Below are 19,568 nucleotides of genomic sequence, written 5' to 3'. Positions count from 1 at the left end.
GGCATGACGATTCAGACTGTCTCGACGAACAAATCCTATGGCGGCGTCCAGGGTGTCTATCGACACGCGAGCCAGACGACCGGAACGGACATGACGTTCTCGGTCTATATTCCACCGCACGCGGACGGCGCCAAGCTGCCCGTGGTCTGGTATCTCTCCGGGCTCACCTGCACGCATGCCAACGTCACCGAAAAGGGCGAATTCCGCAAAGCCTGCGCCGAGCTCGGCCTGATCTTCGTCGCGCCCGATACCAGTCCGCGCGGGACCGACGTGCCGGGTGATGCCAACAACGCCTACGATTTCGGCCTGGGCGCCGGCTTCTACGTCGACGCGACGCAAGAGCCGTTCTCCCGCAACTATCGCATGTGGAGCTACGTGACGGACGAGCTGCCGAAGCTGGTGGCGGCGAATTTTCCGGTCGACGCCAAGCGACAATCGGTGATGGGCCATTCGATGGGCGGCCACGGTGCGCTGACGGTGGCCCTGCGCAATCCGCACCGTTTTCGCGCGGCAAGCGCTTTCGCCCCGATCGTGGCGCCCTCGCTCGTGCCCTGGGGCATCAAGGCGTTGACCGGTTATCTCGGGCTGAACAAGGACGCCTGGCGCAGCCACGACACGGTTGCGCTGATCGAGGACGGCGCGAAGTTTTCGGGCTTTCTGGTCGATATCGGCGAGGCCGACAATTTCCTGAAAGAACAGCTCAAGCCGGAACTGCTCGAAGCCGCCTGCACCAAGGCGAGTATCCCGCTGACGCTGCGGCGTCAGGCAGGCTATGACCACAGCTATTATTTCATCTCGACCTTCATGAGCGATCATCTGCACTGGCACGCGGAAAGATTGACGGCGTGATCCTTCTTGCCCTCCCCTGGAGGGGAGGGTCGCCTCGCGTCGAGCGAAGCGAGAGGTGAAGCGGGGTGGGGTGATCTCTCCACTCGGGCACCGCCTCAAGGGAGAGACTGTCACCCCACCCCGCTCGCGCTCCGCGCGATCGACCCTCCCCTCCCAGGGGAGGGTAAGAGCCCCTACTCCGGCTTGCCGTAATTCGGTGCCAGCAACCGGTTGCGGATCAGATAGCTCATCGTGCGCGTCCAGGCTTCGTCGCTGTTGCCGCGCATGTCGGCGCTGGCGACCGTGATCACGTTGCCGGTCTTCACGTCGCGCAGATAGATGTTCAGATTGATGATCAGGTTCGAGACCTTCTGCACCATGCCGGTGATTTCTAAGTCGGCGCCGAGCTGCCCGGCGAGCTTAAGGTCGCAGCCGCCGCAGGCCTGCAGGTTGGCGTGACGGGCGGCATCCCTGATTGGCGCGATGTCGAGCACCTGGAACTTGCCTGAGTCAGCCAGTTCCTTGCGCAGCTGCTCGCTGATGCGCTCCAGCCGCGCCTCTTCAAGCTTCGAGCCGTAGAACTCGCCGGGCAGGCTGGTGTCGATCAGCTCGAAATCGAACACCGCGAGTTTCGGCGGATCGGCGAACGCGGCCGATCCCGTCAACAGTAGTGCGGCGAGACATATCAGCGCTCGCACGATCGTGATTCCAGTCCCCGCGCCTGCGAGGACGAAATGCGGGGTTGCATGCCCTGACAAATTGGTCATGCTTTAGCAGAGACAATTCTCCACCAGCGGTCAAGCCGGGGGGAACGCCTGGAGGAAACATGATCCGATGGTTGGTCGGCCTGATCGGCTTGGGTGCTGCCGCGGCGAGTGCGCTCGCGGCCGACCCTGTCATGATCGGCGTCGGCTATCTCGGCGTCGCCGGCACCAGATCGACGCTGTCGCTGGTCGAGCAGCCCGCGGAGAATGACGGCATCGCCGGCGCCCGCCTCGCCATCGAGGACAACAACACCACGGGGAAATTCCTCAACCAGCGTTTCACGCTGGAGGAGCGCCGCATCGGGGAAGGCGAGGACGTGGTGCAGGCTGCGACCGCGCTCGCCGAGAAGAACGGCTTCATCATCGCCGACCTGCCGGCCGATGCGCTGCTGAAAGTCTCGGACGCCCTGCGCGATCGCGGCACGCTGCTGTTCAATGCAGGCGCAATCGACGAGCGGCTGCGCGAGGCCGATTGCCGCGCCAACGTCATCCACACCGCACCGACGCGCGCGATGCTGGCGGATGCGCTCGGCCAATATCTGGTGTGGAAGCAGTGGAAGCGCTGGCTGCTCGTGGTCGGCTCGCATGAGGAGGACAAGCTGTTCGCCGATGCGCTCAGGCGCACCGCGACGCGGTTCGGCGCCAAGATCGTGCAGGAGCGCACGTTTGAAGACAAAGGCGGCGCGCGGCGCACCGACTCGGGCGTGACGCTGATCCAGCGCCAGATGCCGGTGTTCACGCAACAGGCGCCGGCCTATGACGTGCTCGTTGTCGCCGACGAGAGCGAGGTGTTCGGCGCGTACCTTCCCTATCGCACCTGGGATCCGCGGCCCGTCGCGGGCTCGGCCGGTCTCGTGCCGCGCAGCTGGGACGCGGCGCAGGATCAATGGGGCGCGATCCAGATGCAGAACCGCTTCGTCAAGCTGAACTCGCGGCGCATGACCGCGCTCGACATGCAGGCCTGGACCGCGGTGCGCATGATCGGCGAAGCCACCTCGCGCACCAATTCCGGCGAGGTCAAGAAAGTCGCCGATTTCATCAAGGGCCCGGATTTCTCGGTCGCCGCCTTCAAGGGGACGCGGCTCACCCTGCGCGACTGGAATCTCCAGCTTCGCCAGCCGATCCTGCTGGTCGACGGCCGCATGGTGGTGTCGGTCTCGCCGCAGGAGGGATTCCTGCACCAGGTCTCCGAGCTCGACACGCTCGGCTACGACCGTCCGGAGAGCAAATGCAAGCTGAAGTGAGCAATTTGAGATGAGTTCGAGCCGCCACCGCGACGACGCTGCGCCCCCTCCCCCGCTTGCGGGGGAGGGTTGGGAAGAGGGTGTCTCAGTAAGGAAGACTCCCCAAGAGGAGCGAGCCCTCTCCCGCATCGCATCTGTCGATGCGATACGACCTCCCCCGCAAGCGGGGGAGGTGAAGGCAGCCCGCGCACAACCTCAGCGCATCGAAGTGCAACGTCCCTTGCATACGCTGATGTTGCCCCTCTCGCTGTTTGCCGGACTAGCGCTTGCGAACGCGCCCGCGCATGCGTTCATCGCCTATGTCTCGAACGAGAAAAGCAACACGGTGTCTGTGATCGACACCGACAGCTGGACCGTGACCAAGACCATCAAGGTCGGCCAGCGTCCACGCGGCATCGATTTCACCCGTGACGGCAAGTTCGTGATGGTCGCGGTCGGCGACGACGACACCATCCAGGTGATCGACGCCAAGACGCAAAGCGTGGTGGACAGCTTGCCCTCCGGGCCCGACCCGGAATTGTTCGCTCAGGATGCCGCGGGGAAAATCCTCTACGTCGCCAACGAGAACGACAACACGGTGACTGTGATCGACCTCGAGAAGCGCGCCCGGCTCGGCGACATCCAGGTCGGCGTCGAGCCCGAGGGCATGACCATCAGCCCCGATGGCAAGACGCTGATCAACACGTCCGAGACGACCAACATGGCGCATTTCATCGACACATCGTCGCGCCAGATCGTCGCCAACGTGCTGGTCGATGCGCGGCCGCGCTTTGCCGAATTCAAGCATGACAGCTCGGAAGTGTGGGTCTCCTCCGAGATCGGCGGCACCGTCTCGATCATCGATCCCAACAAGCATGAGGTGATCGGTAAGGTCACCTTCGAGATCCCGGGCTTGCGGAAAGAGGCGATCCAGCCGGTCGGCATCGGCATGACCAAGGACGACAAGACCGCCTTCATCGCGCTCGGCCCCGCCAACCGCATCGCCGTGGTCGACGTCGCGACGCGCAAGGTGCTGAAATATTTGCTGGTGGGGCAGCGGGTCTGGCACATGGCGTTCACGCCGGATGAAAAATACCTGCTCACCACCAACGGCGTGTCGAATGACGTCTCCGTCATCGACGTCGCCGCGCAAAAGGTGATCAAGACCATTCAGGTGGGCGAACTGCCCTGGGGCATCACGATCGCGCCATGACCAGCCCTGCCCCCATCGCCGAACCGCGTGAGACGCCGAGGCTGGAATTGGCCGCAGTGCCGGCGCTATCGATCGACAGCGTCAGTCATTCTTACGGGCCGCGGCGGGCACTGACCGACGTCTCCTTCAACGTGCAGCCCGCGAGCTTCACCGCGCTGCTCGGCCTCAACGGTGCCGGCAAGAGCACGCTGTTCTCGCTGATCACGCGCCTGTTCGGCATCCAGGCTGGCCGTGTCGCCATCTTCGGTCACGACATCAGCAATACTCCGGGCGAGGCGCTGCGGCTGCTCGGTGTCGTGTTCCAGCCGCGTACGCTCGATCTCGACCTCTCGCTGACGCAGAACCTGCTCTATCACGCTGCGCTTCACGGCATCAGCCGGCGTGAGGCGGCTTCACGTAGCGCCGAGCTGCTCGGGCGCATCGGGCTCTCCGAGCGCGCCGGCAGCAAGGTGCGCGATCTCTCGGGCGGGCAGATGCGGCGACTGGAGATCGCACGGGCACTGCTGCACCGGCCGCGGCTGCTGTTGTTGGACGAGCCGACCGTCGGCCTCGATGTCAAGGCGCGCGCCGACATCATCGGCCATGTCCGCCAGCTCGTGACCGAGCAAGGCATCGGCGTGCTCTGGGCGACGCATCTGTTCGACGAGGTCATGCCCAATGACGATCTCGTGGTGCTCCACCAGGGCAAGGTGCTGGCGCAGGGGCCGATGAGCCGCGTCGTCACGGAAGTCGGTGCGCAGGACGTCAACACCGCCTTCATGCGCCTGACCGGCGCGCAAGCGATGCCGGGAGGCATCGCATGAGCAGCATCACGACCCGCGAGGCGCCGCGCGGCTTTTCGTCCGCGGAGTACATGACCTGCCTCACCGGCATCGTCTGGCGCGAAGGCCTGCGCTTCCTGCATCAGCGCGAGCGCTTCGTCTCGGCGCTGGTGCGGCCATTGGTGTGGCTGTTCATCTTCGCCGCCGGCTTCCGCCAGGTGCTCGGCATCTCCATCATCCCGCCCTACGAGACTTACATCCTCTACGAGGTCTATATCGCGCCCGGCTTGATGGCGATGATCCAGCTCTTCAACGGCATGCAGTCCTCGCTGTCGATGGTCTATGACCGCGAGATGGGCAACATGCGTACGCTGCTGGTCAGTCCGCTGCCGCGCGGCTTCCTCTTGTTCTGCAAGCTGCTGGCGGGCACCGCGGTGTCGCTGCTCCAGGTCTATGCGTTCCTCTTGATCGCCTGGTTTTGGGACATCACGCCGCCACCCTCGGGCTATCTCACCGTCCTGCCGGCGCTGATCCTGTCCGGCCTGATGCTGGGCTCACTCGGCATGCTGATCTCCTCCGGCATCAAGCAGCTGGAAAACTTCGCCGGCGTGATGAATTTTGTCATTTTCCCGATGTTCTTCGCCTCCTCCGCGCTCTACCCGCTCTGGCGGGTCCAGGAGGGCAGCCCTTATCTGTATTACCTCTGCGAGGCCAATCCGTTCACTCATGCGGTCGAGCTGATACGATTTGCGCTGTACGGACAGATCAACTGGGTCTCGCTGGCGGTGGTCGCAATCTGCACAATCGTGTTCATGATTGGTGCGATTTTCGCCTATGATCCGTCACGCGGGCTGGCGCGACGGGGGCCTGCAGGAGGCGAAGGATGAGGGTTCTGGTCCTGGCGGTCATGGCGATTGTGCTGTCGGGCACGGCCGCGCGCGCGGCCGATCCGCGCTATCCCGACTGGCCCTGCACCCAAGCCAAGGTGCCGGAGATTTCGCTCGCGGCCGTCTGGGCCGGCCCGCCGCTCGACGAAGTGCAGAGCAAATGGAAGGACGATGCCAAGATCAGCGCGCTGGTCGCAAAGCTGTCGGCGCGCAAGACGCCACTCGACGAGGCCGAGAAGTTGGTGAAGGAGTTTCTGGCCGCCTCCGCGTCGGACAAGACGGCGAACGCCAAGCTGCTGTTCGCCGGCCTGTTCGACACGCTTAACGCCCAGCGCTCCCAGGTGATAAACGGCCTCGAACGCGTCAGCCGCAAGCAGCGCGAGGCCGCCGACAAGATCCGCGAGGAAACGCTGGCGCTCCAGGCGCTCCAAGGCGTAACGCCCCGCGACGATGCCAAGATCGAGGCGCTCAGCAACGAACTGATCTGGAAGACCCGTATCTTCGAGGATCGTCACAAAGTGGTGCGATTCGTCTGCGAGGTTCCGACCACGATCGACCAGCGCCTGTTCGCGCTCGGGCGCGTGATCCAGCAGGAAATGGAATAGCGTCAGGCTGGCTGACAGCTCACCAAAGTTCCCGCGACATCACCGCGATCGTTAACCTTCCGCCGCGCTATCTGGCGGAACCAAATCGCTCTAGGATGTCTTGGTCAATCCAGGACATCCAATCCAGGACATCGGGAGGCCTCGATGGGAACAACGAAATTCATCTTCGCGAGCGTTGCGGTCATCACCATGTTCGCATCCAGCGCCTTTGCCGACGATCTGACCGGAATGATCACGCGGATCGATCGGCTCAACGGCACGATCTCGATCCAGCAGACGCAGAAGGGCACGGTCGGCGCCAGCTCAGGCAGCGCCGGCGCACTCCAGGAGTACAAAGCAAAGGACGCCGCGATGCTGGATGCCGTTCATGCCGGCGACCGCGTGACCTATACCGCCACCGAGACCAACGGCACGGGCACGCTGACGAAGTTGCAGAAGCAATAGGTGCGGTCTTCGCCTTCACTTCTCCAAGGTGCGACACAGCGTCATGGCCGGGCTTGTCCCGGCCATCCACGTCTAGCCACGCGGAACGAAGAACGTGGATGCCCCGGCCTTGCGCCGACGCGGCTTCGGGCGCGCAGGCAGGACAAGCCCCGGCATAATTGTGTGGCGTTACTGCTCCGGGCGCGGCTCCGGGTGCGCTTCCTCGGTGGGGAGTTTTGCGCCCTCCCAACCGTCGGTGCCGTCAGGGTACCAGGCGATGTTGGAGTAGCCATACGCCAGCGCGCGCTTGGCGGCGTTCCAGGACATCCAGCAATCGGCCAGGCAATAGATCACGAGCAGCGCGGCCTTGTCGCCGCGCGAGGCACGCGCGAGGCCGCGCTGCAGGTAATCGTCCACGGACGGCGGCAACGCGCCGTAGCCGGAGTCCGGCAGCCACAGGCTGCCCGGAATGTTCCTGCGCGGTGCATCTCGCCACACCGTGCCTGCGGGAAGATTCTTCGGCTTCGGCGGCCGCGGCATCACGTCGACGAAGGCACCGCTTTTCGTCCGCCAGATCGCCTCGGCTTCCGCCGTCGTCAGCACGCGGGCGCCGGCGAGCGTCGCGGGCACCGGCGCGCGGTAATTGTCGGTGCGGTAGCCTTCAGGCTCGAACGGCTCCTGCTGCTGCGCCAATGCCGGCCCTGTCAGAACAGTGGCGAGCAGCGCAACGGCAATATGCCGTTTCATGGCGTCTTCTTGGCCGTCTCCGCGCCGAGCGGCCGATTGTTCTCATCCAAAAGAGGTACGCCGAAGTCGAGCAGGATCTTGTTGATCTCGCCCTGGTTCTCCTGGATCAGCTTGTTGAGCTGCCGCTTCCAGTTCTGATCGGCCGGGCGCACGCCCATGCCGATGCGATAGACCAGCTTCGGCCCGGTGGTTTCTTTGACCAATGGCGTAACGTGAAGCGAAGCGCCGGCATTTTTCGCATAATAGCCGGCCATCGGGCCCCACAGCACGCCGGCGTCGATCTTGCCGGCGGCGAGGTCGTCGATCATGGCCTGCGCCGAATTGTCGAAGCGGGTGTCGATCATCAGCGGATAGGGCTTTGCATCGCCCATCAGACCGGCTATCGCCATGTTGGTCGCCGGCGGTGTGCCAGCGACGATGCCGACATGCTTGCCCTTCAGCCGCGCATCCTCCAGCGTATCGACGTCCTCGAGTCCGCTGCCGGCCTTGGCGACCAGCGCATAGGTCGTGCGGTAATAGGGATTGGTGCCCTGAACGAGGTCGTCGCCCTGCGGGAAACCCATGATGACGTCGCAGCGATGCGCACCCAGCGTCATGCGCACGAAGCCGGTGGCCTGCGGGAAGAAGACGTAGTCGAGCTTCTTCTGGAGCTTGTCCGCCAAGAACTCGGCGAGCTTGTTCTCGAACCCCTCACCCTTCTCGTTCGAGAACGGCAAATTGCGCGGGTCGGCGCAGACGCGCAGCACCTTCGGATCGACCAATTCGAAGGAGAGATCGCCGGCCTCGTTGGTCTGCGCGATCGCAGCATCGCCGAACGCGCAGGACGCCACCAGGATCCACAGTGAAAACAACCAGCGACGATGTCGTCCGGCCTCCGTCATCGCGCTTCCTCCTCGTTTTGTTTGAATGTTATCCATGCAACGCATGACGGGCCATGTTTGCCAGCTTTGTGTTGGTTTTGCTTTGTTGCAGCGCAATGCAGCAAACACTCTGAACTGAGGCGGAAAAGTGTCTCACATCGCTTCAACGATCGCAGTCCTGTTCCTGCTGGGGTTCGTCACGTTAGCACGCGCCGAGGCATCCGAATTGCCTGTGAGCGAAGTCGCGCCGGGAATCTTCGTACACTCCGGGACCATCGCCCTGATGACCCGCGAAAACGAGGGCGACATCGCCAACGTCGGCTTCATCGTGGGCGGTGATGCGGTGGCTGTGATCGATACCGGCGGGAGCTACCGCGAAGGCAAGGCGCTGCTGGCGGCCGTGCGGGCGAAGACGCCCAAGCCGATCCGCTACGTCATCAACACCCACGGCCATCCCGATCATGTTTTCGGCAATGCGGCCTTCGCCGATGGAAACACCATCTTCGTCGGGCACCAAAAGCTTCCCCAGGCGCTCGCGACGCGCGGGCCTTTCTATCTCGACAATTTCCGCCGCATCATGGGCAATGAGCTGATCGATCCCGTGAAGATCATTGCCCCTACCCTGCTCGTTTCGGACACGACGACGCTCGATCTCGGGTCGCGCCGGCTGACCCTGCGGGCCTGGCCGGCCGGGCACAGCGACAATGATCTGACTGTGTTCGATGAGACGACTAAAACCTTGTTGGCAGGCGATCTCGTCTTTCTCCGCCACATTCCGGTCATGGACGGCAGCATCCGCGTCTGGCTAGACACGTTGAAGGAATTGCAAGCCATTCCGGCGCTGCGCGTCGTTCCTGGTCACGGCCCCGTGAGCGACTGGCCTGCCGCACTGACCGATGAGCGGCGCTACCTGTCAACGCTGCTGTCCGACGTCCGCGCCCTGAACAAGAAGGGCGAGCCGATCCGAACCGCCGCCGACAAGGCCGCCGGGTCGGAACGGCCGCGCTGGGCGTTGTTCGAGGACTACAACGCCCGCAACGCAACCGCAGCATTTTCAGAAATTGAATGGGAGTAGCGGGCGCGCTACGATGGGCGAAACGCCCGCAGGACCATGACCATGTTGGGATGCACACGCCGCCTGGCCTTGACCGCCGTACTGCTTGGCATCGCGTTCGCGATGCCGGTGCAGGCGGAAGAGGCCGACGACCCCTGGCCGGGCCTGGTGCAGGACATCTTCAGCAACCGTCCGATGAACGACGGCAGCACCGTCATCGGCATCGAAATGCCCTATCGCGCCGAGGATGCGGCCATCGTGCCGGTCACGCTGCGCAGCAAGCTGTCGCTCGGCGATGGGCGCCGCATCCGTTCGATCACGCTGGTGATCGACCGCAATCCCGCTCCGATGGCGGCGAAGTTCGAACTCGGACCGGATGCCAATGTGACGGAAATCTCGACGCGCGTGCGCGTCAACAATTACACCGACGTGCATGCGGTCGCCGAGCTCAGCGACGGCCAGCTCTATGTCTCCAAGGTCTATGTCAAGGCCTCTGGCGGTTGCTCTGCGCCGACGGCAAAGAACGTCGAGGAGGCCAAGAACCGTCTCGGCCAGATGCGCTACCGGCAATTCGCGCGCGAGGACGCGCCGGCGAGCCGCGTCCGCGAGGCGCAGATCATGATCGGCCATCCCAACAATTCGGGCCTGCAGATGGACCAGGTCACGCAGCTCTATATCCCGGCCTTCTTCATCAACCAGCTCAAGCTGACGCAGGACGACAGCCCGGTGCTGTCGATGGAAGGCGGTATCTCCATCTCGGAAGATCCCAATCTGCGCTTCACCTACGTCTCCAACGGCGCCAAGCGCTTTCGCGCGGAGGCGAAGGACACGGATGGGCACGTGTTCCGCAATGAGTGGGACGTGGAGAAGCCGGGGACGTAACGCGAGCGCCCTCCCCTGGAGGGGTCCGGGACGAGCGTAGCTCGCCCGTGGGTCGGCTCACATGGAGCGCAGCGGAATGTGAGACGGGGTGGGGTGCCGGTTTCTCCACACCCAACAATGCCCGAGTGGAGAGATCACCCCACCCCCCTCGCGCGGCGCGCGATCGACCCTGCCCTCCAGGGGAGCGTGATCGCCGCACAACTCAAAAACACCTCACCTCGGCTTCGGCCTGCGCGCGCCGGAGATCATTCACCGCCGAGTTCGCCTGCTCCGAGGTGCGGAACTGGACGCCGAGATTGCCGCGGACCTGGGACATGCTGAGCGCGGTCTCCGCGGTGACGTAGCGCTCATAGGGCACGATCGAGGCGACTACGTCGATCGAGCACGAACATTGCTCGATCGCAGACCGCGTCTCGCCATTGGCCTTCATGCAACCATAGACGTACTCCGCGCGCGCCGATGTCGGATAATCATTGGCGTCCTCGGCCTGCGCCGCGCACGCGGTTACTGCCAATACGGCCAATGCGGCGACAATCGGTCGTACCTGTCCCGCCAGTTTCATACGCATCCTCCCGCTGGTTGCGACCAAAGCTATGCTATGCGTATTGTCCTGAAAAGCACTCCGTCAGAGGAAACGGCTCACAAGGTGATGAGAGCACGTGGTGTGATAAGAGCACTCGGTCGAACATTGGTGCTCGCAGTGACGCTGGTCTCGACGCTGGCCGTACCCGGCCGCGCCGCCGAGACCATCCGCCTTGCGGTGCAGAAAACCGGAACATTCTCCTGGGAGGTGGCCGCGATCCGCGCGAACGGTCTGGACAAGGAGGCCGACCTCTCGCTCGAGGTCACCGAGCTCGCGAGCACGGAAGCGGGCAAGATCGCGATGCGCGCAGGCGGCGCCGATATCATCCTGTCGGACTGGCTGTGGGTGTCGCGCGAGCGCGCGCTCGGCGCCAAGCTCACTTTCTATCCCTATTCCAGCGCGCTCGGCGCGGTGATGGTGCCGGCGGCTTCTCCGATCAAGACGCTCGCCGACCTCAGGGGACGCAAGCTCGCGATCGCCGGCGGAGCGATCGACAAGAGCTGGCTACTGCTCCAGGCCCGCATGAAGCAGGACGGCATCGACCTGAAATCTGCGGCGACCATCGTCTATGGCGCACCGCCCCTGATCGCTGCCAAGGCGCTCGACGGCGAGATGGATGCGAGCCTCAATTTCTGGAATTTCTGCGCACAGCTCGAAGCCAAGGGCTTTCGCCGCCTCGCCGGCATCGAGGACATCCTGCCAAAACTCGGCGCCAAGGGCCCGGTCGCCGCGGTCGGCTATGTCTTCGACGAGAGCTGGGCGGCAAGCCATCGTGACGCCATCGCGCGTTTCATCGCAATGACGCGAAAGGCCAAAGAGCTGCTGGTGACCTCGGCCCCGGCCTGGGACAAGATAGCGCCGCTCACCGGCACCGCCGATCCGGTCCTGCTCAAGACCTATCGCGACCGCTATCGCGACGGCATCCCGCGCCGGAGCATTGCCGACGAGGAGGCGGATGCACGCGTGCTCTACCGCGTGCTCGCCGAGATCGGTGGCCGCGATCTCGTCGGGCCAGCGGCCGAGCTCGATCCCGGCACGTTCTATCACGCAGTCCCCGGAGACTGAGGTGCTGCGTCTTGTCTCGTCTGTCCTGTTCCTTGCAATCTGGTGGATCGCCGCGCTGTTCGTCGGCGGCGCAAAGCTGCCCTCCCCGCCTGCCGTGCTCGAGGTGATGATCGCGGAAGCCGCGAGCGGCGCGTTGTTCCTGCATCTCGGCGTCACGCTGGCCCGCGTCACACTCGCCTTCGTGCTGGCAATGTCGCTCGGCAGCGCCATCGGCTATCTGATGGGACGAGTGAAGCTTGCCGACCGGCTCGGCGATCCCTGGCTGATCCTGCTGCTCAATTTGCCGGCTTTGGTCGTGATTGTGCTGGCCTATATCTGGGCTGGCCTGACTGAAGCCGCCGCGATCGCAGCGATCGCCATCAACAAGCTGCCGACCGCCATCGTCACCTTGCGCGAGGGCACCCGCGCGCTCGACCGCTCGCTCGACGAGATGGCGAGCGTGTTCGCGATGCCGCGCTGGCGCGCCTTCCGCCACGTCGTGCTGCCGCAACTTGCGCCCTATATCGCAGCCTCCGCGCGCTCCGGATTGTCTCTGGTATGGAAGATCGTGCTGGTCGCCGAGCTTTTGGGCCGCCCGAACGGCGTCGGCTTCGAGATCGGCGTCGCTTTCCAGCTATTCGACACGCCGCGGCTGCTCGCCTATTCGCTGACCTTCGCCGCCGTTGTGCTCGTCATCGAAACCTTGCTGGTGCAGCCGTTCGAAGCCCGCGCAACACGGTGGCGGCCCCGTGCGGCTTGAGGTCGAGATCACAGGCAAGACGTTCAGGAGTGCCGCGGGCGGAACGCACGAGGTGCTGGCGCCAGTCAAATTCGCGCTTCAATCCGGCGAGGTCGGCGTGCTGATCGGCCCCTCCGGCTGCGGCAAGAGCACGATGCTGCGCATCATCCTCGGGCTCGATCATGAATTTCAGGGTCGCATCGCGCGGCCGCCGAAGGCGCGGATCGGCATGGTGTTCCAGGAGCCGCGGCTGCTGCCGTGGCGCTCGGTCGAGCAGAACGTGCGCTTGGCTGCGCCCGGTGTGACCGAGGCCAAACTATCCGAGCTTTTCAGGATCCTGGAGCTTCAGGCGCATCGCGACCATTTCCCCGGCGAGTTGTCGCTGGGCCTTGCCCGGCGCGTGGCGCTGGCCCGCGCCTTCGCGGTCGAGCCCGATCTGCTGGTGCTCGACGAGCCCCTCGCCTCGCTTGACGACGCGCTCGCCGGCCGCCTGCGCGACGAGATCGCAACGCTGGTGGCGAGCCGTCCGGTGATGACGCTGCTCGTCACCCATAGCATCGACGATGCGATCCGGCTCGGCGACCGACTGCTCTTCCTGTCGCCAAGGCCGGCGCGCATCGTGCAGGAGGTGCCGATCGCGATCCCGCGAGCGGAGCGCAGCGAAACCGATCTCGGCAGGATAAAGGCCGAGCTCGCGGCGCTGCAGCTTGAATCGAAATGAACACTCGTGGTCAACTGGGGCCAAACAAGACCGTCGAGGGAGGGTTCACGATGCGACGTCAGCTGATTGCGATCTGCATCCTGTTGGTCGCGATGCCGGGCGCGGCGCTCGCGCAGACCAAAGGCAAGGGCATCCGGCTCTGGAATCTCACAACGGAGACGATCTCCGGCTTCCAGCTCGCTCCCGCCGGCAGGACCGACTGGGGTCCGAACCAATGCTTGAACGACAAGGACAAGGAGGTCGACCACGACGAGCGGCTGCGCATTACCGGCGTCGAGCCGGGCCGCTATGATGCCAAGGTCAGCTATGCCAATTCACGGCAGTGCATCGTCCGCGACATCGAGATCAGGGCGGATGCGGTGTTCTCGATCGTCGACAAGGATCTGAAGGACTGCACCAAATAGCGAGGCCGGCTTACGCCTTGTCGTTCGGGTGCGGATATTCGCAGCGCCATCGCACCGCATGCCACTTCGGGTGCTCGCCGACCCATTGCGCGATATAGGGCGGCGCGGCCATCGCGCATTGCCGTGGCGACCCGGAATAGTTGAACACCAGATGCTGCTCCTCGCAGGTCGCGGGCGAGAGCACCGCACAGACAGTCACCACCAGGTCAATCGGGTTCATGCCGGGATCCTCTCGCAAAGGGGCGATGGAGACTAGCACGAAAGGTTACGTGCCAAGGAGCGGGAAGTTTCAATCCGGCGTGAGAGAAAATGGGGCTCTTTCCCGTCTCCGCCCGGGCAGACAGAGGGGAACATGGGCGCGTTAAAAGTTAACCCCGAAGACAACCCTCGCCTGGTGACGCTCGAAATTGACGAGGTCGAGATTGGCGGATGATCCGGCCGGACGTCCCCAGGCCTGCATGCTCCAGCTCAAGGTCAGCCGCGAGCGCTCGGAGAGCTGAAGATAGGCGGTGGGGCCGACGAACAGGGCGTGGCCCGAAAACTCGCCGAGGCCGATGCCGTCGTATTGCCGGAAATAGCGCATCTCCCCGCCGAGCAGCACATTGGGCCGCACGCGCACCATGCCGGCAACCGCCGCCCCGATCGTCGAGCTCTTCTCGGACAGTCCCGCCATCTCGAAGCGCGCCCATTCCGGCTGATAGATCAGATTGAGCGCGGCGATGGCGAAGTTCGGAACGAGCTCGCGGTCGAACGCAAGCGTGAAGTCGGTGCCGTACATCCGTCCCTTCGCGCCGCTGGTCTCGTCGATGCGGTCGCGATGGAGCTCGGCGGCGACAGTCAGGCCGAACGGCGCGTGCGCGCGGTCGAGCAGACGATAACGCAGATCGAGCGAGGCGCCCTGGAAGTTGAACTGGCGGCGATCGTCGATGTCGGGGACGCCGGTGATGTCGTGCAAGCTGGCGGTACCGCCGACCTCGACACGGAAGTTCGGCAGCGGCACCACCTCGATCTCGACCTCCTGCGTGAGCGCGCGATAGGTCCCACCGCCCTTACCAAATCGTCCCGTCGTCTCGCTCTGGAATTCGCGCTCGCCGACGCTGCCGACATCGGTGCCGATCATGAAGCCGAAGATGTGCTCGGTATCAAAGCCTTCTTCGGCGCTGACGCATACAGGTAGAAGCGCGACTGTGCAGGCAGCTATGGTCCAGAAGGGATTGGCTCTCGCGCGCATTCCTGACACTACCACGGCTTCGACGGCGTTTGCCATCGAAGCCGCGGCAGGTCGTCAGTCTTACTTGCGCGAAGCGCAGGCGTACATGTTGATTTCCATGCCGACCGGCACTTCCACGATCTTCGGAGCTTTCCAAGCCATTCGGGGTCTCCCAAGGTATTGAGCGCGACATCGCGCGGGGCAAAACCTAGGGCTGGGTCCCCTGTAGTTCAAGCGCCGAATCGGTGTTCGGATGCGTCTGGGTCGATTCTTCGCGGCGGCATTTCTCTCTCGGGCAAAGCCAGTTCTCTCTTGGTCAATTACAGATCTTGGGGACATCGCCCTGCGCGACACACCGCGCCTCGAATCGACACCAACAGTGCCGCGTCGTCAGCAGTCCTTACCTGCCGTTTGCGTGTTGGGCTTAGCACCTTCCGCCCGCTCCGCCGCAGTTGGCTGGCTCTGCATCTGCCGCTGCGCATCTTCGGACGAGGCAGCTGCGCCGCCGCTGGCACGATTCATCGTGCTGGTCGGCGGATGCTGACCCGTTTCGCTGGACGAACTCTGCGACTGCGCCGAGCCCACGGTGACTGGACCGGAACCGGCATCCTTGTCAGTGCTGGCACTGCCGGTGTTGCACGGGCCGGCCATAGCGACGCCCGCGCTCAACGTCAGGATCGCGCAGGCAGCAAGAACGGAATGTTTCATGGTCATCTGCTTCTCCTCTTCTCCCGCCGCGCTGCCCCGGCGCGGAGCAGGACATCGCGAAGAGAACAGGCCGAATAGCCCGATGTTCCGGGCTTCCGATCGGAATTAAGCTCCTGCCGGGGCGGACCTCAGCGCAGCAGCCGCAGCAGCGCGCGGCCGGCCCGCGCCTTCAGCTCTTTTGCATCGAGCGTCCCGTCCTTGTCCGGGTTGGCCGCATTGAAGCGCTGCTCCACCACGGACAGGTATTCGTCGAGCGTAAGCGTCCCATCGCGATCAGGATCGGCGGCGGCGAGCTCTTTCGCCGACAACCGTCCCCGCAACTCGCGGGCGTCGAGCGTGCCGTCGTGGTCGGGGTCGAGCTTGGCGAACAATGCGCTGGCCGCCTTCTTCACCTCGGCGAGATCGAGCGTTCCGTCATTGTCGGTATCGAACATCTTGACCGCGTTGCCGGATGCCGCGAGGGCCGGACCGGACAGCAATGCAATCGTGAGCGCAAGCGCGACTGAGTGACGTGACATCATCGAAACCTCCTGAGAACCTCAATTCGAGCGGGATCGAAATGAGATAAGGCCACAAATGTGACCCGGTTCAACGGAAATTACAACCTGCGCGCGCCACGACTCGCGGAAGCGAGCCGCGCCGACCCGGCCCGCTTCCGGCCCAGCGCTTCGCGTCGCGGAATTTTTCCAGCGCCTGCGCACAAGTGAGTGCTGGGCTGTCAGGTCTCCGTCAGGTCACCGGCATCCGGCGCCAGCATATCGGCGCCGGACTTGCGACTTTCGTATTGACGCGTTTTGTATTCGGGCGGAGTGTTGCACCTGCAGCGTCAAAAGGCGCGCACATTGGGAGGAACGGATGAAACGCTTTGCGATGGCCGCGAGCCTCGTCATGCTTGCATCGACTTGTGCAAGCGCACAGACCACCGAGCAACTGGTCAAGGGCGCGACCGATACATCGAATGTTCTCAATTACGGAATGGGCTACAATCTGCAGCGTTTCTCCACGCTGAACCAGATCAATAAGGACACCGTCAAGAACCTCGTCCCGGTCTGGAACTACTCTTTCAACGATGATCGCAGCGAGGAATCGCAACCGCTGGTGTACCAGGGCGTGATCTACGTGACCTCGCACAATGCGACCATGGCGGTGGATGCCAAGACCGGCAAGCAGATCTGGAAAACCAAGGTCGAGTATCCCGCCGAGACGCCGCGCATCGTCTGCTGCGGCATCATCAATCGCGGCGCCGCGCTCTACGACGGCAAGGTATACCGCACCACCCTCGACGCCAACGTGATCGCGCTGGACGCCAAGACCGGCAAGGAGTTGTGGCGGCAGAAGGCTGCCGACATCAAAGAAGGCTATTCGATGACGGTGGCTCCGCTGGTCGCCGACGGCGTCGTCATCACCGGCATCTCGGGCGCCGAATTCGGCACGCGCGGCTTCATCGACGGCTGGGATCCGGCGACGGGCAAGCATCTCTGGCGCACCCATTCGATCCCTTCCCCTGACGAGCCCGGCGGCGACACTTGGAAGGGCGACACCTGGAAGCTCGGCGGCGGCTCGACCTGGATCACCGGGTCCTACGATCCCGAGCTGAACACCGTCTATTGGGGCATCGGCAATCCCGGCCCGTTCAATTCGGCGGTCCGCCCCGGCGACAATCTCTACACCTGCTCCGTGCTGGCGATGGATCCGAAGACCGGCAAGATCAAGTGGCACTACCAGTTCTCGCCGAATAATCCGTTCGACTATGACAGCGTGGCCGAGATGGTGCTCGCCGACATGAACGTCGAGGGCAAGCCGACCAAGGTGCTGATGGACGCCAACCGCAACGGCTTCTTCTACGTGCTCGACCGCACCAACGGCAAGCTGCTCGCGGCCAACCCCTACGTGAAGGTCAACTGGGCCACCGGCATCGATATGAAGACCGGACGTCCGATCGAGACCGACGTTTCGAAGGACGCGCGCGAGGGCAAGAAGGTCACCGTCTATCCGTCGATCCTCGGCGGCAAGAACTGGGAGCCGATGTCGTTCAATCCGCAGACCGGCCTGGCCTATGCCAACACGCTCGCCTTCGGCGGCAGGTATAAGACCGAGCCCGTCACCTTCAAGCAGGGTGAATGGTATCTCGGCATGGATCTGACCGATCTCTGGGAGTACGGAGACGGCCCGCGCGGCCATCTCAAGGCGATCGATCCCCTGACCGGCAAGGCGAAATGGGAGGCCCCTGTCGACATCCCGCGCTTCTCCGGCGTGCTGTCGACCGCAGGCGGCGTCGTGTTCACCGGCGCGCTGACCGGCGAGTTCGAGGCCTTCGATGCCGACACCGGCAAGAAGCTCTGGCAGTTCCAGACCGGCTCCGGCATCGAGGGGCAGCCGGTGACCTGGCAGCAGGACGGCGTGCAGTACGTCGCAGTGACAAGCGGCTATGGCGGCGTCTACTCGCTGTTTTCCGGCGACGAACGACTGGCGCAGATTCCGCCCGGCGGCTCGCTGTGGGTTTTTGCGGTCAAGCAATAACCACGACACGATGCTGAAGCAGATATCTCACAAGACGGCGGCGATGTTCGCCGCCGTCGCGGTGTTGACGGTCGCGCTTGCGGCGACCGTTCGCGCCGCGGACGATGCACCCGGCAAGCCGCTGCAGGTGCAGATCGACCACGGCAAGTCGACCTATGCCGAAAAATGCTCGCACTGCCACGGCCCGAACTTGATGAACTCCGGCACCATTACGCCGGACCTGCGCGCCATTCCCGACGACAAGACGCGCTTCGTCACCACGGTGAAGAATGGCAAGAACAACAAGATGCCGCCCTGGGGCGACATCCTCAGCGACGACCAGATTGGAGACCTCTGGGCCTTCATCTCGAGCCGGAGGAAGCCATGAGGGGTCGGCTCGCCGCGTGGAGCGTTGCCGCGATCCTCGCGGCGGTGCCTACGGTCGCGCACGCGGCGGAGGATCCGCTGAAGGTCTGTCTCGACGAGGACCGGCCGCCGCTCTCGGTGCATCAAAAGGGCAAGCCCGGTGCGGGCTTCGACGTACTGCTGGCGCAGGCGATCGCGGAACGGCTGGGACGGCCGCTGACGATCCAATGGTTCGAGAGCAAGCTCGATGAGGATTCCAGCCCACAGCTCGAGGCGAATGCGCTGCTCTCGGACGGGCGCTGCGCACTGGTCGGCGGCTACGCACTGACGCAGGACTCGCTCGTCAAGCCCGGTATGAAGACGGCGCGCCTGCCGGATTTCGCCGGCGCCACGCGCGACGACCGGCGCCGCCGCGTCGCGCTCGGCGTGCTCGCGCCGAGCCGGCCTTACCTCTATTCGCCGATGACGGTGGTGCTCGGGCCGAAGGCGAAGGGCCGCAAGGTCGGCGACATCGGCGATCTCGCCGGGCTTCGCCTGGTCATCGAAAGCGGCTCGCTCGGCGATGCCATCCTGATGACCTTCGACAAGGGGCGCCTGATCGACAACATCACCCATCTCGTGCCCGGCCGCGACGACCTGCTCGGCGCGCTCCAGCGCGGTGATCATGACGCGACGCTGATCGACCTTGCGCGCTTCGACGCCCATCGCGCCGCGCACCCCGATACGGGGCTCACCGCATCCGGCTACTATTATCCGATCGGCGTCAATCGCGGCTATGTCGGGCTTGCCGGCAATCCCGCGCTGATCGAGGCCGTCAACACCGCGCTTGGCCAGCTTGCTGCCGAAGGCAAGATCGCCGAATTCGGCAAGCAGGCCGGCCTCACCTATCTGCCGCCGCGCGAGCCGGCGATCCTCGGCGATGTCTGGATGAAGATCATTCAGCGGTGATTGCCCGGTATTCCGGCGCCCGAAGGCAAGCCCGCAATCCATTTCTCGGCAGCGCAGCCCGATGGATTCCAGGCCGGCGAGCCGCGCTCGCATCCAGGA

At 64.2% G+C, this 19,568-nt stretch carries 25 protein-coding genes; 16 read left to right on the top strand and 9 right to left on the bottom strand.

The annotated features are described in order from the left end of the window. Window positions 1-3: 3 nt before the first annotated feature. Complete coding sequence (gene fghA, locus IVA91_RS34025; protein ID WP_247280508.1) at window positions 4-849, top strand: S-formylglutathione hydrolase; 846 nt, start codon at window positions 4-6, stop codon at window positions 847-849. Between the two features lie 173 nt (window positions 850-1,022). Here fghA and IVA91_RS34020 read toward each other — a convergent pair whose 3' ends face one another. Beyond that, complete coding sequence (locus IVA91_RS34020; RefSeq protein WP_247280507.1) at window positions 1,023-1,595, bottom strand: DUF3280 domain-containing protein; 573 nt, start codon at window positions 1,593-1,595, stop codon at window positions 1,023-1,025. Window positions 1,596-1,654: 59 nt separating this feature from the next. Here IVA91_RS34020 and IVA91_RS34015 point away from each other — a divergent pair, with 59 nt between their 5' ends. The 6 genes from IVA91_RS34015 (at window position 1,655) to IVA91_RS33990 (ending at window position 6,725) form a co-directional block, all read left to right on the top strand. Further along, window positions 1,655-2,836, top strand: a complete 1,182-nt coding sequence (locus tag IVA91_RS34015; RefSeq protein WP_247280506.1) for an ABC transporter substrate-binding protein — start codon at window positions 1,655-1,657, stop codon at window positions 2,834-2,836. A gap of 232 nt (window positions 2,837-3,068) precedes the next feature. Beyond that, a complete protein-coding gene (locus IVA91_RS34010) occupies window positions 3,069-4,028 on the top strand; it encodes a YVTN family beta-propeller repeat protein (protein WP_247280505.1) in 960 nt (319 codons plus the stop codon). Continuing rightward, window positions 4,025-4,831: an ABC transporter ATP-binding protein gene (locus IVA91_RS34005; RefSeq protein WP_247280504.1), complete on the top strand. Its 807-nt coding sequence runs from the start codon at window positions 4,025-4,027 to the stop codon at window positions 4,829-4,831. The genes IVA91_RS34010 and IVA91_RS34005 overlap by 4 nt, the downstream gene beginning before the upstream one ends. Continuing rightward, complete coding sequence (locus IVA91_RS34000; protein WP_247280503.1) at window positions 4,828-5,676, top strand: ABC transporter permease; 849 nt, start codon at window positions 4,828-4,830, stop codon at window positions 5,674-5,676. The genes IVA91_RS34005 and IVA91_RS34000 overlap by 4 nt, the downstream gene beginning before the upstream one ends. Further along, the gene (locus tag IVA91_RS33995) at window positions 5,673-6,281 is read left to right on the top strand and encodes a hypothetical protein (RefSeq protein WP_247280502.1); all 609 of its coding nucleotides are present in this window, start codon (window positions 5,673-5,675) and stop codon (window positions 6,279-6,281) included. The genes IVA91_RS34000 and IVA91_RS33995 overlap by 4 nt, the downstream gene beginning before the upstream one ends. A gap of 144 nt (window positions 6,282-6,425) precedes the next feature. Then, entirely contained in the window at window positions 6,426-6,725 is a 300-nt protein-coding gene (locus IVA91_RS33990) for a copper-binding protein (RefSeq protein WP_247280501.1), read from the top strand. 168 nt (window positions 6,726-6,893) lie between these two features. Here the strand turns inward: IVA91_RS33990 and IVA91_RS33985 are convergent, their stop codons facing one another. Continuing rightward, entirely contained in the window at window positions 6,894-7,451 is a 558-nt protein-coding gene (locus IVA91_RS33985; RefSeq protein WP_247280500.1) for a PQQ-dependent catabolism-associated CXXCW motif protein, read from the bottom strand. After that, window positions 7,448-8,332 (bottom strand): substrate-binding domain-containing protein, encoded by an 885-nt coding sequence (locus tag IVA91_RS33980; RefSeq protein WP_247280499.1) that lies wholly within the window; start codon window positions 8,330-8,332, stop codon window positions 7,448-7,450. Before IVA91_RS33980 ends, IVA91_RS33985 begins: the two co-directional genes overlap by 4 nt. A gap of 127 nt (window positions 8,333-8,459) precedes the next feature. Here IVA91_RS33980 and IVA91_RS33975 point away from each other — a divergent pair, with 127 nt between their 5' ends. After that, on the top strand, window positions 8,460-9,386 hold the full coding sequence (locus IVA91_RS33975) for a quinoprotein relay system zinc metallohydrolase 2 (RefSeq protein WP_247280498.1): 927 nt from the start codon (window positions 8,460-8,462) through the stop codon (window positions 9,384-9,386). Between the two features lie 42 nt (window positions 9,387-9,428). After that, window positions 9,429-10,247 (top strand): quinoprotein dehydrogenase-associated SoxYZ-like carrier, encoded by an 819-nt coding sequence (locus tag IVA91_RS33970; protein WP_247460497.1) that lies wholly within the window; start codon window positions 9,429-9,431, stop codon window positions 10,245-10,247. A 202-nt stretch (window positions 10,248-10,449) separates the two neighbouring features. Here the strand turns inward: IVA91_RS33970 and IVA91_RS33965 are convergent, their stop codons facing one another. Beyond that, the gene (locus IVA91_RS33965) at window positions 10,450-10,809 is read right to left on the bottom strand and encodes a hypothetical protein (protein WP_247280496.1); all 360 of its coding nucleotides are present in this window, start codon (window positions 10,807-10,809) and stop codon (window positions 10,450-10,452) included. 87 nt (window positions 10,810-10,896) lie between these two features. On the opposite strand from IVA91_RS33965, the gene IVA91_RS33960 reads away from it, so the two are divergent. The 4 genes from IVA91_RS33960 to IVA91_RS33945 are packed head-to-tail and all read left to right on the top strand — an operon-like array spanning window position 10,897 to window position 13,738. Further along, complete coding sequence (locus IVA91_RS33960) at window positions 10,897-11,895, top strand: ABC transporter substrate-binding protein (RefSeq protein ID WP_247460677.1); 999 nt, start codon at window positions 10,897-10,899, stop codon at window positions 11,893-11,895. A 1-nt stretch (window position 11,896) separates the two neighbouring features. Beyond that, window positions 11,897-12,634, top strand: coding sequence for an ABC transporter permease subunit (locus IVA91_RS33955; protein ID WP_247280494.1), 738 nt, complete (start codon window positions 11,897-11,899; stop codon window positions 12,632-12,634). After that, entirely contained in the window at window positions 12,624-13,334 is a 711-nt protein-coding gene (locus tag IVA91_RS33950) for an ABC transporter ATP-binding protein (RefSeq protein WP_247280493.1), read from the top strand. The genes IVA91_RS33955 and IVA91_RS33950 overlap by 11 nt, the downstream gene beginning before the upstream one ends. Window positions 13,335-13,384: 50 nt before the next feature. Further along, window positions 13,385-13,738, top strand: coding sequence for a hypothetical protein (locus IVA91_RS33945; protein WP_247280492.1), 354 nt, complete (start codon window positions 13,385-13,387; stop codon window positions 13,736-13,738). A gap of 10 nt (window positions 13,739-13,748) precedes the next feature. Here IVA91_RS33945 and IVA91_RS33940 read toward each other — a convergent pair whose 3' ends face one another. The 5 genes from IVA91_RS33940 to IVA91_RS33920 all read right to left on the bottom strand — a co-directional run bounded on the left by IVA91_RS33940 (window position 13,749) and on the right by IVA91_RS33920 (window position 16,177). Then, window positions 13,749-13,958, bottom strand: coding sequence for a hypothetical protein (locus tag IVA91_RS33940; RefSeq protein ID WP_130211758.1), 210 nt, complete (start codon window positions 13,956-13,958; stop codon window positions 13,749-13,751). A 141-nt stretch (window positions 13,959-14,099) separates the two neighbouring features. Next, window positions 14,100-15,005, bottom strand: a complete 906-nt coding sequence (locus tag IVA91_RS33935; protein ID WP_247280491.1) for a hypothetical protein — start codon at window positions 15,003-15,005, stop codon at window positions 14,100-14,102. 24 nt (window positions 15,006-15,029) lie between these two features. Further along, on the bottom strand, window positions 15,030-15,110 hold the full coding sequence (gene pqqA, locus IVA91_RS33930) for a pyrroloquinoline quinone precursor peptide PqqA (protein ID WP_008562446.1): 81 nt from the start codon (window positions 15,108-15,110) through the stop codon (window positions 15,030-15,032). A gap of 228 nt (window positions 15,111-15,338) precedes the next feature. After that, the gene (locus IVA91_RS33925) at window positions 15,339-15,662 is read right to left on the bottom strand and encodes a hypothetical protein (RefSeq protein WP_247280490.1); all 324 of its coding nucleotides are present in this window, start codon (window positions 15,660-15,662) and stop codon (window positions 15,339-15,341) included. A 122-nt stretch (window positions 15,663-15,784) separates the two neighbouring features. Beyond that, the gene (locus tag IVA91_RS33920) at window positions 15,785-16,177 is read right to left on the bottom strand and encodes a calcium-binding protein (RefSeq protein ID WP_247280489.1); all 393 of its coding nucleotides are present in this window, start codon (window positions 16,175-16,177) and stop codon (window positions 15,785-15,787) included. Between the two features lie 334 nt (window positions 16,178-16,511). On the opposite strand from IVA91_RS33920, the gene IVA91_RS33915 reads away from it, so the two are divergent. Genes IVA91_RS33915 through IVA91_RS33905 form a run of 3 tightly spaced genes read left to right on the top strand, consistent with a single transcriptional unit; the run spans window position 16,512 to window position 19,469 of the window. Next, complete coding sequence (locus IVA91_RS33915; RefSeq protein WP_247280488.1) at window positions 16,512-18,176, top strand: methanol/ethanol family PQQ-dependent dehydrogenase; 1,665 nt, start codon at window positions 16,512-16,514, stop codon at window positions 18,174-18,176. A 10-nt stretch (window positions 18,177-18,186) separates the two neighbouring features. After that, complete coding sequence (locus IVA91_RS33910; RefSeq protein WP_247280487.1) at window positions 18,187-18,543, top strand: c-type cytochrome; 357 nt, start codon at window positions 18,187-18,189, stop codon at window positions 18,541-18,543. Next, window positions 18,540-19,469 carry a transporter substrate-binding domain-containing protein gene (locus IVA91_RS33905; RefSeq protein ID WP_247280486.1) on the top strand — a complete coding sequence of 310 codons (930 nt, stop codon included), beginning with the start codon at window positions 18,540-18,542 and terminating at the stop codon, window positions 19,467-19,469. The genes IVA91_RS33910 and IVA91_RS33905 overlap by 4 nt, the downstream gene beginning before the upstream one ends. Window positions 19,470-19,568: the final 99 nt, after the last annotated feature.

Origin of the sequence: Bradyrhizobium sp. 153 (assembly GCF_023073835.1) — a bacterium.
GTDB lineage: Bacteria > Pseudomonadota > Alphaproteobacteria > Rhizobiales > Xanthobacteraceae > Bradyrhizobium.
This window is presented reverse-complemented; position numbering and strand designations above follow the sequence as displayed.

What these genes read in the sequence shown, in the direction of transcription:
- IVA91_RS34000 (WP_247280503.1), top strand. Translation starts at nt 4,828, where the DNA reads ATGAGCAGCATCACGACCCGCGAGGCGCCGCGCGGCTTTTCGTCCGCG.
- IVA91_RS33925 (WP_247280490.1), bottom strand. Translation starts at nt 15,662, where the DNA reads ATGACCATGAAACATTCCGTTCTTGCTGCCTGCGCGATCCTGACGTTG.
- IVA91_RS33960 (WP_247460677.1), top strand. Translation starts at nt 10,897, where the DNA reads ATGAGAGCACGTGGTGTGATAAGAGCACTCGGTCGAACATTGGTGCTC.
- IVA91_RS33990 (WP_247280501.1), top strand. Translation starts at nt 6,426, where the DNA reads ATGGGAACAACGAAATTCATCTTCGCGAGCGTTGCGGTCATCACCATG.
- IVA91_RS33940 (WP_130211758.1), bottom strand. Translation starts at nt 13,958, where the DNA reads ATGAACCCGATTGACCTGGTGGTGACTGTCTGTGCGGTGCTCTCGCCC.
- IVA91_RS33995 (WP_247280502.1), top strand. Translation starts at nt 5,673, where the DNA reads ATGAGGGTTCTGGTCCTGGCGGTCATGGCGATTGTGCTGTCGGGCACG.
- pqqA (WP_008562446.1), bottom strand. Translation starts at nt 15,110, where the DNA reads ATGGCTTGGAAAGCTCCGAAGATCGTGGAAGTGCCGGTCGGCATGGAA.
- IVA91_RS34015 (WP_247280506.1), top strand. Translation starts at nt 1,655, where the DNA reads ATGATCCGATGGTTGGTCGGCCTGATCGGCTTGGGTGCTGCCGCGGCG.
- IVA91_RS33915 (WP_247280488.1), top strand. Translation starts at nt 16,512, where the DNA reads ATGAAACGCTTTGCGATGGCCGCGAGCCTCGTCATGCTTGCATCGACT.
- IVA91_RS33970 (WP_247460497.1), top strand. Translation starts at nt 9,429, where the DNA reads ATGTTGGGATGCACACGCCGCCTGGCCTTGACCGCCGTACTGCTTGGC.
- IVA91_RS33935 (WP_247280491.1), bottom strand. Translation starts at nt 15,005, where the DNA reads ATGGCAAACGCCGTCGAAGCCGTGGTAGTGTCAGGAATGCGCGCGAGA.
- IVA91_RS33965 (WP_247280496.1), bottom strand. Translation starts at nt 10,809, where the DNA reads ATGAAACTGGCGGGACAGGTACGACCGATTGTCGCCGCATTGGCCGTA.
- IVA91_RS33905 (WP_247280486.1), top strand. Translation starts at nt 18,540, where the DNA reads ATGAGGGGTCGGCTCGCCGCGTGGAGCGTTGCCGCGATCCTCGCGGCG.
- IVA91_RS33985 (WP_247280500.1), bottom strand. Translation starts at nt 7,451, where the DNA reads ATGAAACGGCATATTGCCGTTGCGCTGCTCGCCACTGTTCTGACAGGG.
- fghA (WP_247280508.1), top strand. Translation starts at nt 4, where the DNA reads ATGACGATTCAGACTGTCTCGACGAACAAATCCTATGGCGGCGTCCAG.
- IVA91_RS33945 (WP_247280492.1), top strand. Translation starts at nt 13,385, where the DNA reads ATGCGACGTCAGCTGATTGCGATCTGCATCCTGTTGGTCGCGATGCCG.
- IVA91_RS34020 (WP_247280507.1), bottom strand. Translation starts at nt 1,595, where the DNA reads ATGACCAATTTGTCAGGGCATGCAACCCCGCATTTCGTCCTCGCAGGC.
- IVA91_RS33980 (WP_247280499.1), bottom strand. Translation starts at nt 8,332, where the DNA reads ATGACGGAGGCCGGACGACATCGTCGCTGGTTGTTTTCACTGTGGATC.
- IVA91_RS34010 (WP_247280505.1), top strand. Translation starts at nt 3,069, where the DNA reads ATGTTGCCCCTCTCGCTGTTTGCCGGACTAGCGCTTGCGAACGCGCCC.
- IVA91_RS34005 (WP_247280504.1), top strand. Translation starts at nt 4,025, where the DNA reads ATGACCAGCCCTGCCCCCATCGCCGAACCGCGTGAGACGCCGAGGCTG.
- IVA91_RS33910 (WP_247280487.1), top strand. Translation starts at nt 18,187, where the DNA reads ATGCTGAAGCAGATATCTCACAAGACGGCGGCGATGTTCGCCGCCGTC.
- IVA91_RS33920 (WP_247280489.1), bottom strand. Translation starts at nt 16,177, where the DNA reads ATGATGTCACGTCACTCAGTCGCGCTTGCGCTCACGATTGCATTGCTG.